The organism is Bifidobacterium sp. LH_426 (assembly GCF_056356875.1).
On record NZ_JBKEVB010000001.1, the window covers coordinates 321,196 to 333,378 of the forward strand.

A 12,183-nucleotide genomic window follows, 5' to 3' on the forward strand; every position below is an offset into this window, starting at 1 on the left:
ATTACGATTATTCCGTGCATCACTCGGAACAGGAGGACGACGATGCCCGAAACCCAGTTCCGCACCACCACGCGCCATATGCTGCGCGAATCCAAGACCTACGCCAAGCAGACCCTCATGGGAGGCCTGTCCGGCTTCGAATCGCCGATCGGCCTCGACCGCCGCGACCGCATCGCCGCGCTCAGGTCCGGCGACATCGGCTTCGTCCACTCGTGGGACATCAACACGTCCGTCGACGGCCCGGGCACGCGCATGACCGTGTTCATGTCCGGCTGCCCGCTGCGCTGCCAGTACTGCCAGAACCCGGACACCTGGAAGATGCGCGACGGCAAGCCCGTCACGCTCGAGGCGATGATCAAGAAGGTCGACCGCTACAAGGACCTGTTCAAGGCCACGCACGGGGGCATCACGTTCTCCGGCGGCGAGTCGATGATGCAGCCCGCCTTCGTCTCCCGCGTGTTCCACGCCGCCAAGGAGATGGGCGTGCACACCTGCCTCGACACGTCCGGCTTCCTCAACACGAGCTACACCGACGCGATGCTCGAGGACATCGACCTGTGCCTGCTCGACGTCAAATCCGGCGACGAGGAGACCTACCACAAGGTGACCGGCGGCGTGCTCCAGCCCACCATCGACTTCGGCCAGCGTCTCGCCAAGGCCGGCAAGAAGATCTGGGTGCGCTTCGTGCTCGTGCCCGGACTCACCGACTCCGAGGAGAACGTCGAGAACGTGGCGCGCATCTGCGAGAGCTTCGACGGGGCCGTGGAGCACATCGACGTGCTCGGCTTCCACCAGCTCGGACGCCCGAAGTGGCACGAGCTGCGCATCCCGTACCCGCTGGAGAACCAGAAGGGCCCGAGCGCCGCGCTGCGCGAGCGCGTCGTCAAGCAGTTCGAGGCGCACGGCTTCACCGTGTACTAGATTCGCCCCAAATCCCCGCGTGCCGATGCCCCGAAAGCGCGCGGGGGCACCTACGCTGGAGATATGGCCGACATCTACGCATTTCCCACGGGCGTGAAATCGCGCACCGGGCGTGACGCCGGTCCGGGACTGCCGGGCCGGCCGGCCGGCGTGCCCGACGACGTATGGCATGCGGTCGAATCGGTCCGCGGCATGCGACGCATCGGGGACGTACGCTATCGCGAGATCCCCGTCCCCTCGACGCTCGCCGACTACGGCATCGGCGTCGAACTCGAGGCGGGCACGCGCGACGACGACGCGGGCTTCCCCTTCGACGGCATCACGCCGGGAGGCGTCGCCACCGGATGGATCATGATCCTCTACAGCGCGACGCCGCGCGACGACTGGGGATCACGCTGGCGTTGCGTCGCGTTCGCGCGGCTCCCGCTCGACAACGACGAGGACGACGCGCTCGCCCCCGACCTCTACTGGGACCTCATGTGCGACCATCTCGACGGCGTCGATCCGGACAGCGTGGGCGGCACCGTCACCGTCACGCGCAACACCGCGTTCGGCTCGCTCGGACGCGACGATTCCTCCGGATGCGAGATCCGCGTCTCCTTCACCCCCACGACGTTCGACGGCATGCCGTATGATGCCGGAGCGAGCGTGTCCGTATGGGCCCGCTTCCTCAAATCCACCATTCTCTTCGACGGGGAAACGGACGTTGACTGAACCGAAAGCGGAACCAAGACTGCAATCCAAGCCGCGTGGGGGCGTGCCCCCACTGACCGACACGCCGGAAGGCTACCGACGTGCCTGCGAGGCGTTGGCCGGGGCGTCCGGACCTCTCGCCGCCGACGCGGAGCGCGCGTCCGGATTCCGCTACGGGCACGAGGACTGGCTCATCCAGTTCAAACGCGAGGGGGCGGGCATCGTCCTGCTCGACCCGGTCGCGCTCACCCGCGCCGGCGTCGACTGGAACCGGTTCAACGACGCGGTCGGCGACGCCGTGTGGATCATCCACGACGCGATGATGGACCTGCCGGGATTCGCCGACATCGGGCTGACGCCCCGCGGGCTCTTCGACACGGAGGTCGCGGCGAGGCTCCTCGGACTGCACCGCTTCGGCCTCGCCTCCGTCACCGAGCAGTATCTCGGCATCACGCTCGCCAAGGAGCATTCCGCCGCCGACTGGTCGTACCGTCCGCTGCCGTACGACTGGCGCAACTACGCGGCCCTCGACGTCGAGCTCCTCATCGAGCTCGAGTCGCTCATGCGCGCCGACCTGAAACGCGCCGGCAAGGAGGAGTGGGCCGAGGAGGAGTTCGCGCACATCCTCGCCGAAGGCACGTCCGGCAGGCCCCGCCACGAGCATCCCGTGCCGTGGCTGCGCATCTCCCACATCACCGAGATCAACCGCGACCCGCGCGCCCTCGCCGTCGCGCGCGCCCTGTGGACGAAGCGGGACGAGCTCGCCCGGCTCCACGACATCGCGCCGACGCTGCTGCTCGCCGACTCGTCGATCATCGAGGCGGCGAAGCGCAAACCGCACAACGCGCGCGAGTTCCGTGCCGTGCGCTGCCTCAACGAGCGCGTGCGCATGCACACGGGAGGCGAACAGGACAAGATGTTCGAGCGGTACGCGCCGATCCAGCGCGCCGTGAAGCCCTCCGTATGGAAGGCCGCCATCCAGGAGGCGCTCGACCTGCCCGACGACGAGCTTCCGGTCATGCCGTCGGGCCACGGCGACGCCCGCGGCGGCAGGGACGACGGCGAGGAGACGAACGCGCCGCGCGGCATGCGCATGTGGGAGCGCCGTCCGGAACGTCTCGCCCGGCTCAAGCGCGTGCGGAAGGTCGTCAACCAGATCGCGGAGGACACGCGCACGCCCGCCGACGTGATCATCCGCCCGCAGATCATCCGCAACCTGTGCTGGACCGACGACCCGGCGTCGCGTGACGTGGCGGCCTTCCTCGCGGCGCAGGGCGCGCGCGACTGGCAGGTGAAACTCGTCGCAGCGTCCGTGTCGCGCGTTATAATGTGACGGTTGCCTTCGGGCAGATATAGGAAAAACAACTTTTCAGGAGCGTTTAGCGTGAAGATCAGCGTTCGTAACCTCGAACCCACCAAGGTGAAGCTCACCATCACCGTCGAACCGGAGGAGTTCGACCCGTACCTCGATGCCGCTCGCAAGGACATCGCCAAGCAGGTGAACGTGCCGGGCTTCCGCAAGGGCCACGTTCCGGGCAAGATCATCGACCAGCGTTTCGGCTTCGGCGCCGTCGCCGGTGAGGCCGTCAACGATGGCGTGCCGGAGCTCTACTCCAAGGCCCTCGAGGAGAAGAAGATCCACCCGATGGCCCAGCCGGAGTTCGACGTCGTCGAGGTCCCGCAGTCCGCCAAGGACGAGACCAAGCTCAAGTTCACCGCCACCGTCGAGCGCCGCCCGGAGATCGAGCTGCCTCAGATCGACGGCATGGAGATCGCCATCGCCGCCCCGGAGGTCAAGGATGAGGACGTCGACAAGCGCCTCGAGGCCCTGCGCCAGCGCTTCGGCACCCTGGTCGGCGTGGATCGCCCGGCCGCCAAGGGCGACTTCGCCAACATCGACCTGTCCGCCGAGATCGACGGCGAGACCGTCGACTCCCAGGAGGGCGTGAGCTACGAGCTCGGCTCCAACACCATGCTCGACGGCCTCGACGAGGCGCTCGACGGCCTGTCCGCCGGCGAGGAGACCACCTTCGAGGGCACGCTGGAAGCCGGCGAGCACGAGGGCGAGAAGGCCACCGTCAAGGTCAAGGTCAACTCCGTGAAGGCCGAGGAGCTGCCGGAGCTGGACGACGACTTCGCCCAGGAGGCCTCCGAGTTCGACACGCTCGAGGAGCTCAAGGCCGACATCCGCAAGGCCGCCGGCGAGGACGCCAAGGGCCGTCAGGCCACCGAGGCCCGCGACGCGTTCCTCGCGAAGCTGGCCGAAGGCCTCGAGATCCCGGTGCCGAAGGGCGTCAAGGCCGCCGCGGTCGAGGAGCACCTCAAGGGCCTCACCCCGGATCCGGAGAAGGCCACCGACGAGCAGAAGAAGCAGGCCGAGGAAGGCGCCGAGAAGGAGATCAAGGACCAGATCCTGCTCGACACCCTCGCCGAGAAGATGAACGTCGAGGTCTCCCAGGCCGACGTGTTCAACTTCCTCGCCTCCATCGCCCAGCAGTACGGCATGGACCCGAACGCCTTCATCCAGGCGATCATCAAGAACGGCCAGCTCGGCTCCGCCGTGCAGGAAGTCGGCCGCTCCAAGGGCCTGCTCGCCGGCATGCGCGCCGTCAAGTTCACCGCGAACGGCGAAGAGGTCGACCTCTCCGCGTTCCTCGGTGACGCCGCCGAAGAGGAGGAGGCCGAGTCCGTCGAGGCCGCTTCCGCCGCCGCCGCGGTCGCCGACGAGCTGTCCTCCAAGGACGGCGAGTGAGCATAGCCGCGCGTTAGCGTGATATGACGTATGGAGGCTTGGAACCATCCGGGTTCCAAGCCTCCATTTCGTTATGCCGGTCGTCATGCCGACGATCGGCTCCTTCCGACGAGGGATCCCGGCGCGGCCGGGTGAGGGAGAGAGGATGACGATGCACGAACGGATCCGCATGGATCGCATGGTATGGCTCGTCGCCGCGACGCTCGTTCTGGGCGCGTTGATCGGCGCGGGGGCCGGACTGCTCACGCTGCTGCTGTACGGCGTCGAGCACGTGATGCTCGGCTACGTGGAGAGCGGTGCCATGCCCGGCCCGTTCCACGTGCCGGCCGTGCGCCGCGCCGTGTCCGTGACCGTGGGCCTGTCCGTCGCCGCGCTGGCCTGGTGGCTGCTGCGTACGAAGACCACGAAGGTGCCGTCCGTCAAGAAGGCGGTCGCGGGGGAGCGGATGCCCTGGTGGCAGACCGTCGTGCACGTCGTGCTCCAGATCTTCATCGTCGGATCCGGCGCGTCCATCGGCCGCGAGGTGGCGCCGCGCGAACTCGGCGCGATGCTCGCCCAACGCTTCTGTGACCTGTTCCGCATCGGCGGGGAGGGAAGCGGCGAGGCGGGGCTCGCCGACCGGCGCATGATCGTCGCCGTGGCCGCCGGAGCCGGTCTCGGCGGCGTCTACGACGCGCCGCTCGCCGGCATGTTCTTCGCCGTCGAGATCCTGCTCGCCGATGTGACGATCGAGAAGGTCGGATTCGCGTTGGGCATGTCCGCGACGGCCGCCTACGTCGCCTCGCTCGTCAAGGGCCGCCACACGTTCTACGCCGTGGCGGGCATGACCGCCGACTACACGCCGAGCCTCATGCTGTTCGCGCTCCTGTGCGGCGTGGCCTGCGGCGCGGCGGGCGCGCTGTTCCGGCGGGGTTCCTCGTGGGCGACCGCGCACCAGCCGAACGGCAGGGCGCTGCTGTGGCAGATGCCGCTCGCGGGCCTCGCCACCGGTCTCGTCGCCGTGTTCGCGCCGCAGGTGATGGGCAACGGCCGCGCCGCCGCCCAGCTCGGCTTCGACGGTCTCGCCGCCGGCTCCGGGGCCGGTTCGGCGCAGGTCTGGCCGCTCATCGGCCTGCTGGCTGCCACGTTCCTCGCGAAGGCCGTGACGACGCTCACCACGATCCGGTCCGGCGCGTCCGGCGGCGTGCTCCAGCCCGGCATCGCGCTCGGCGCCACGTTGGGCGCGACGCTCGGACTCCTCTGGTCGTTCGCGTTCCCCGGCGACCCGGTCGGCGTGTGCGCGCTCATCGGGGCCGCCGCGTTGCTCTCCGCCTCCCAGCAGGCGCCGCTCATGGCCATGTGCCTCGTCATGGAGCTCGCCGAGGCGCCCATCGCGCTCTTCGTGCCGGTCGGATTGGCCGTCGCCGCCTCCGCGCTCACGTCGAAGCGGATGCTCGACGCGTGGAAACGGTGAGCGGGGCCGCTCCGCCCGTCCCTGCCCGCCACCGTCCGCCCGGCCGCGCACGCCGCCGCGAACCTGTACGCGTCGAGCCGAAAGCGGGCGCAAATGCGCCGCGCCGTCGCTTGAAGGCGGTAGGCTTGAATACTGTTTATGACAGTATTCGAAATGGAGAATAAGGTGAGCAACACTCTTGCAACCCTCCCGGTCATGGCCGACGACGCACCGGCCGCCGGATTCGCCGACCCGATCTTCAACAGGCTCCTCAAGGACCGCATCATCTGGATGGGTGAAGAGGTCAAGGACGACATGGCCAATCGCATCTGCGCGCAGATGCTCATGCTGGCCGCCGAGGATCCGAAGAAGGACATCTGGCTGTACATCAACTCGCCGGGCGGCTCCATCACCGCCGGCATGGCCATCTACGACACGATGCAGCTCATCGAGCCGGACGTGGCGACCGTCGGCCTCGGCATGTGCGCCTCGATGGGCCAGTTCCTGCTGAGCTCCGGCACCAAGGGCAAGCGCTTCCTGACCTCGCACGCCCGCGTGCTCATGCACCAGCCGTCCGGCGGCATCGGCGGCACCACCACCGACGTGCGCATCAACGCCGAGCTCATCATGGACATGAAGAAGACCATGAGCGAGCTGACCGCCGAACAGACCGGCCACACGGTCGAGGAGATCTACCGCGACAACGAGTACGACCACTGGTTCACCGCCACCGAGGCGCTGGAGTACGGTTTCGTGGACAAGATCATCACCACGCACGATTCGATGACGAAGGGAGAGTGAACAGCATGGCATCCGAGGAAGCGAAGTTCGCCGCACGCGCCGACCGTCTGGCCGGTCCCGCCGGCGTCGTCGGCTTCATGCCGGCCGCGCGCCGCGAAGCCGCGTTCGCGCCGCAGAACCGATACATCCTGCCGCAGTTCGAGGAGAAGACCCCGTACGGCTTCAAGAGGCAGGACCCGTACACGCGCCTGTTCGAGGACCGCATCATCTTCATGGGCGTCCAGGTGGACGACACCTCCGCCGACGACATCATGGCGCAGCTGCTCGTGCTCGAATCGCAGGATCCGAACCGCGACGTGATGATGTACATCAACTCGCCCGGTGGCTCGATGACGGCCATGACCGCCATCTACGACACGATGCAGTACATCAAGCCGGACGTGCAGACCGTGTGCCTCGGCCAGGCCGCCTCCGCCGCCGCGATCCTGCTCGCCGCCGGTGCCAAGGGCAAGCGCCTCATGCTGCCGAACGCGCGCGTGCTCATCCACCAGCCGGCCATCGACCAGGGCTTCGGCAAGGCCACGGAGATCGAGATCCAGGCGCGTGAGATGCTGCGCATGCGCGAATGGCTGGAGAAGACGCTCGCCAAGCACACCGGCCAGTCCCAGGAGAAGATCGCCAAGGACATCGAGGTCGACACGTTCCTCACGGCCGGCGAGGCCAAAGAATACGGCATCGTCGACGAGGTGCTCGAACACCGCCAGTGAGGCGGACGAACCGGGGCCGCCCTGCCGTCTATTCGGCCGGGCGGCCCCTATGCGACGTACGAGGGTGAAGGAGATGCGATGGGGCGTGTGGTGAGCTACGACGACGGCGTGCCGAAGTGCACGTTCTGCGGCAAGACCGAACATCAGGTGCGCAAGCTCGTCACCGGCCAGGGGGCCGCGATCTGCGACGAGTGCATCGAACTGTGCGTTGGCATCATCTCCGAGGAGCGGCACAAGGACGCCGAGGTCAACGCGCTGCAGCTGCCCAAGCCCGTGCAGATCAACGCGTACCTCGACAAGTACGTGGTCGGCCAGCAGGCCGCCAAGCGCGCCCTGTCCGTCGCCGTGTACAACCACTACAAGCGCGTCAACATGGAGCTGGCGGAACGCGCCGGCGAACTCGACGAGGCGCACGGGCGGACGCGCGGCCGTCGCCGCCGCGACCCGCTCGCCGACGTCGAGGTCGCCAAATCGAACATCCTCCTGCTGGGTCCCACGGGCGTCGGCAAGACGTATCTCGCGCAGACGCTCGCCCACGTGATGAACGTGCCGTTCGTCATCACCGACGCGACCACGCTCACCGAAGCCGGCTACGTGGGCGACGACGTCGAGACCGTGCTGCAGCGGCTCATCCAGGCGGCGGACGGCGATGTGTCCAAGGCGGAGCACGGCATCGTCTACATCGACGAGATCGACAAGATCGCGCGCAAAAGTGGTGAGAACACGTCCATCACGCGCGACGTGTCCGGTGAGGGCGTGCAGCAGGCGCTGCTGAAGATCCTCGAAGGCACTGTCGCCTCCGTCCCCACGGAAGGCACGCGCAAACACCGCGACATGGAGACCGTGCAGATCGACACGCGCGGCATCCTGTTCATCTGCGGCGGCGCGTTCGTCGGCCTCGCCGACATCATCAAGACGCGTCTCGGCGCGCGCGAAAGCGGCTTCGGCGCCGCATGGCACGACCATCAGGTGCCGGACGAGGAGCTGCTGAGGCAGGTGGGTGCCGACGATCTCGCCGAGTTCGGACTGCTGCCCGAATTCATCGGGCGCCTCCCCGTCGTCAGCGTGCTCGACGAGCTCGATGAGGACGATCTGGCCGCCGTGCTCACCAAACCGGGCAACGCGCTCGTCAAGCAGTACATGAAGCTGTTCGCCGCCGACGGCGTGGACCTCGCGTTCACACGCGAGGCGGTGCGCGCCATCGCCGCTACGGCGATACGGCAGGGGACCGGCGCGCGCGGGCTCAGGTCCATCATCGAACGCACGCTGCAGGACACGATGTTCCAGCTGCCGAGCATGCCCGACGTGACGCAGGTGATCGTCGACAAGGCTTCCGTCACCGGTGCCGGCGTGCCGAAGATGGTGCGTTCCAGCGAAAGCGTGGACACGCAGGAGCTGCGCCCCGTCACGGCGCGCTCCCAAGGACGGAGGCGGCGCGCGGCGTGACGCGACACGCCGACCTTGCGAATCCGCGGACGATGGGTAATATATGTCGAGTTGCCTGAGCAAGACAACATGCGCCGGTAGCCCAGCGGATTAGAGCAGCTGACTACGGATCAGCAGGTCGCAGGTTCGAATCCTGTCCGGCGCACCACCTCGGACCGCACGAGGTAAACCAAGCGGTATGCGCGAGTAGCCCAGCGGATTAGAGCAGCTGACTACGGATCAGCAGGTCGCAGGTTCGAATCCTGTCTCGCGCACTCGTCACGGATGATTCCGTGGCATTGATAACCGAATATTCGGTATGCGCCGGTAGCCCAGCGGATTAGAGCAGCTGACTACGGATCAGCAGGTCGCAGGTTCGAATCCTGTCCGGCGCACCACCTCGGACCGCACGAGGTAAACCAAGCGGTATGCGCCGGTAGCCCAGCGGATTAGAGCAGCTGACTACGGATCAGCAGGTCGCAGGTTCGAATCCTGTCCGGCGCACGATAAAGCCCCTCTCACGCATGTGACAGGGGCTTTTCCAATATCGGCCGGACGAATCATGAACGGCCATGATCCGGGGAGGACGCATGACGAACGGCAGCAGCACCCGCGGCAGGGGAGTCGGTCGCAGGGGAGTGTGGGGCACCATCCGCCACATCGCCGCATCCGACCGCCTCTCCGGACTCATCATGCTGTCCTTCGCGTTCCTCGGCCTCATCCTCGCGAACCTGCCGGCCACCGCCCACGCGTTCGAGATCATCGCCGAAACGCATATCGCCGTGCCGCGCACCAACCTCGACCTGCCGATCGGCCACTGGGCGCAGGACGGGCTGCTCACCATCTTCTTCCTCACCGTCGGCCTCGACCTGAAACAGGAGCTCACCACCGGTTCGCTCGCCAACCCGAAGGCCGCCGCCGTGCCGATGCTGTGCGCGGTGGGCGGCATGGTCACGCCGCCCATCCTGTTCACCGCCGTCACCGCGCTGCTCGCGCAATACGGGCCGGGCCCCGCGGGTTCCCTCGTGCTCACCACCACGGGCAGCGAGATCCCGTTCGCGGAGATGGCGCGCGGCTGGGCCGTGCCCACCGCCACCGACATCGCGTTCTCGCTCGCCGTGCTCGCCATCTTCGCCAAAGCGCTGCCCGGCGCGATCCGCGCGTTCCTCATGACGCTCGCCACCGTCGACGACCTGCTCGCCATCATCCTCATCGCCGTGTTCTTCTCCGCGCTCAACGCGTGGTACTGGTTCATCGGCATCGCCGCCTGCGCGGCCGTCTGGGCGGCGCTCGTGCGCATGCGGCGCGTGCCGTGGCCGCTTGTCGCCGTCGTCGGCGTCCTCGCCTGGGTGATGATGTTCGAGGCGGGCGTGCATCCGACGCTCGCCGGCGTGCTCGTCGGCCTGCTCACCCCCGCGCGCGAGGTGCACGGCGAGACCACGCCGCGCGCCGACCGGTACGCAGGCAAGCTCCAACCGTTCTCCGCGCTGCTCGCCCTGCCCGTGTTCGCCCTGTTCGCCACCGGCGTGCACTTCGAATCGCTCACGCCCGCGCTCATGCTCTCGCCGATCGTCATCGCGCTGATCGTCGCGCTCGTCGTCGGCAAGCCGCTCGGCATCATGACCACCGCATGGCTGTCCACCCACCTGTTCGGCCTGAAGATGGCGAAGGGGCTGCGCGTGCGCGACATGTTCCCCGCCGCCTGCGCGTGCGGCATCGGCTTCACCGTCGCGTTCCTCATCGCCTCCCTCGCCTACGACAATCCGGAGTTGTCCGCCGAGGCGCGTTTCGGCGTGCTCGTCGGCTCGCTCATAGCCGCCGCCATCTCAGGCGTGCTGCTGAGCCACCAGTCGAAGCGCTACGAACAACACGATGCGCGCAAGGCTGCGTCGCGCGTCTGACCTTGCGGCCGGCGCGTTAGAATCGTGCGGTATGAGCAATGACAACGACGCGGACGCGCCCCTGGGACAGACCTACCATCGCGGACCGATCATCATGCGCGGGGACATGATCCCCGACGACAACACCACCGCCAACCTGCTGAGGCCCGACGACGGCACCGGCTGGCTGCACATGGACCCGTGGCGCGTGCTGCGCATCCAATCCGAATTCGTCGACGGCTTCGGCGCGCTGGCCGAACTGGGGCCCGCGGTCGCCATATTCGGCTCCGCTCGCACGCGTCCCGACGACCCCGCCTACGAGGCGGCCCGCCACATGGGCGAACGGCTCGCGCAGGGCGGCGTGGCCGTGATCACCGGGGGAGGCCCCGGCATCATGGAGGCGGCGAACAAGGGCGTCGCGCTGGCCGGCGGCAAATCCGTGGGCCTCGGCATCGAACTGCCGCACGAGCAGGGCATCAACGACTACGTGAACCTCGGCATGAGCTTCCGCTACTTCTTCGTGCGCAAGCTCATGTTCGTGAAGTACTCGTCCGGCATCATCGTCTGCCCGGGCGGCTTCGGCACGCTCGACGAGATGTTCGAGGTGCTGACCCTCGTGCAGACGCACAAGGTGGACGGCATGCCGGTCGTCCTGGTCGGCAAGGCCTACTGGCAGGGCCTGTTCGACTGGCTGGAGGGGCCCGTCAAGGAGCACGGCATGATCTCCGGCGTCGATTCGCGGCTCGTGACGATCACCGACGATCCGGACGAGGCCGTGCGCGTGGCCACCGGTGCAATCCGAGGATAAGGCCGTCGACCGGCTATCCGCGGAATCGGACGTCGTCGCGCGGGTCGCTTCCGATCCGATACGTCCAGCCGAGCAGGAGCGGTGAGAACACGATGAAACGGTCCGATACGAGCGTCAGCAACGGCAGGACGAGGAAGAGGACGAACGACAGCAGGTTCGGACCATGCACCAGAACGCCGAACACGCCGACGAGGACCATCACGGCGGGGAAGACGAGAAGCCGTATCAGCCGGCCACAGGCGAGACGCGCGGATGACGCCCCGGTCGATTCGTCGATTCTCGTCATGACGATGTCGGCGGGCCGGCCGGGGTCGATGCCGCTTCGGCAGCAGGCCGAGAAGATCAGGATGCCGGCCGCGAAACACGATATGGTCACGGGGATGACGATGTACCAGTGTTCGCCGATCCACGGGAGCGCGGTCAGATACGCGAGGTTGAAGCGTGCCGGTGCCGACCATAGGTACAAGAGCAGCAGCATCGTCAGCCATCTGACGACACCGGCCGACAGACCGATCGATGTGGGCGACGATCCGACCGGCTCGCCATGCCTCGTCCGGATGCTCTCCGGCAGGTTCTCCCAATCCCAGATTCGATGCCGGTTGGCCGCATCGGGGAACAGGTCCGGCATATACAGGCGCAGATTACGCGGATCCGAATAATCCATCAGCCAGTCCCTGCCATGCATGCGGATCCTGTACCAGCGGACGTCGAGCCGTTCGGCCGAGTCCACGGGCCAATGATCGTATCCGTCTGTCATGGGACGT

Annotated in this window: 10 protein-coding genes, 4 tRNA genes and 1 pseudogene; 14 read left to right on the forward strand and 1 reads right to left on the reverse strand. The window is 67.4% G+C overall.

Features of this window, described 5'->3' with window-relative positions:
• The first annotated feature begins 42 nt into the window (after positions 1–42).
• The 14 genes and pseudogenes from pflA (at position 43) to AC1AYD_RS01380 (ending at position 11,419) form a co-directional block, all read left to right on the forward strand.
• On the forward strand, positions 43–921 hold the full coding sequence (pflA, locus tag AC1AYD_RS01315) for a pyruvate formate-lyase-activating protein (protein WP_476501835.1): 879 nt from the start codon (positions 43–45) through the stop codon (positions 919–921).
• A gap of 63 nt (positions 922–984) precedes the next feature.
• On the forward strand, positions 985–1,635 hold the full coding sequence (locus tag AC1AYD_RS01320; RefSeq protein WP_476501834.1) for a DUF3000 family protein: 651 nt from the start codon (positions 985–987) through the stop codon (positions 1,633–1,635).
• Positions 1,636–1,678: 43 nt separating this feature from the next.
• Positions 1,679–2,947: an HRDC domain-containing protein gene (locus AC1AYD_RS01325; protein ID WP_476501833.1), complete on the forward strand. Its 1,269-nt coding sequence runs from the start codon at positions 1,679–1,681 to the stop codon at positions 2,945–2,947.
• 51 nt (positions 2,948–2,998) lie between these two features.
• A complete protein-coding gene (gene tig / locus AC1AYD_RS01330) occupies positions 2,999–4,366 on the forward strand; it encodes a trigger factor (RefSeq protein ID WP_476501832.1) in 1,368 nt (455 codons plus the stop codon).
• 151 nt (positions 4,367–4,517) lie between these two features.
• Positions 4,518–5,819, forward strand: a complete 1,302-nt coding sequence (locus AC1AYD_RS01335) for a chloride channel protein (protein ID WP_476502024.1) — start codon at positions 4,518–4,520, stop codon at positions 5,817–5,819.
• A 165-nt stretch (positions 5,820–5,984) separates the two neighbouring features.
• Entirely contained in the window at positions 5,985–6,599 is a 615-nt protein-coding gene (locus tag AC1AYD_RS01340) for an ATP-dependent Clp protease proteolytic subunit (protein ID WP_101623121.1), read from the forward strand.
• Between the two features lie 5 nt (positions 6,600–6,604).
• On the forward strand, positions 6,605–7,306 hold the full coding sequence (locus AC1AYD_RS01345) for an ATP-dependent Clp protease proteolytic subunit (protein ID WP_476501831.1): 702 nt from the start codon (positions 6,605–6,607) through the stop codon (positions 7,304–7,306).
• Between the two features lie 78 nt (positions 7,307–7,384).
• Positions 7,385–8,752 carry an ATP-dependent Clp protease ATP-binding subunit ClpX gene (gene clpX, locus AC1AYD_RS01350; RefSeq protein ID WP_476501830.1) on the forward strand — a complete coding sequence of 456 codons (1,368 nt, stop codon included), beginning with the start codon at positions 7,385–7,387 and terminating at the stop codon, positions 8,750–8,752.
• Positions 8,753–8,823: 71 nt separating this feature from the next.
• Positions 8,824–8,900: transfer RNA gene (locus tag AC1AYD_RS01355), tRNA-Arg, on the forward strand.
• A gap of 32 nt (positions 8,901–8,932) precedes the next feature.
• A tRNA-Arg gene (locus AC1AYD_RS01360) sits at positions 8,933–9,006 on the forward strand.
• Positions 9,007–9,052: 46 nt separating this feature from the next.
• Positions 9,053–9,129 (forward strand) — tRNA-Arg (locus AC1AYD_RS01365).
• A gap of 32 nt (positions 9,130–9,161) precedes the next feature.
• Positions 9,162–9,235 (forward strand) — tRNA-Arg (locus AC1AYD_RS01370).
• 86 nt (positions 9,236–9,321) lie between these two features.
• Positions 9,322–10,614, forward strand: a pseudogene (locus AC1AYD_RS01375) (Na+/H+ antiporter NhaA); the annotation flags it as partial.
• A 49-nt stretch (positions 10,615–10,663) separates the two neighbouring features.
• Complete coding sequence (locus tag AC1AYD_RS01380; RefSeq protein ID WP_476501829.1) at positions 10,664–11,419, forward strand: LOG family protein; 756 nt, start codon at positions 10,664–10,666, stop codon at positions 11,417–11,419.
• 13 nt (positions 11,420–11,432) lie between these two features.
• Here the strand turns inward: AC1AYD_RS01380 and AC1AYD_RS01385 are convergent, their stop codons facing one another.
• A complete protein-coding gene (locus AC1AYD_RS01385; RefSeq protein WP_476501828.1) occupies positions 11,433–12,176 on the reverse strand; it encodes a hypothetical protein in 744 nt (247 codons plus the stop codon).
• Between the last annotated feature and the right edge of the window lie 7 nt (positions 12,177–12,183).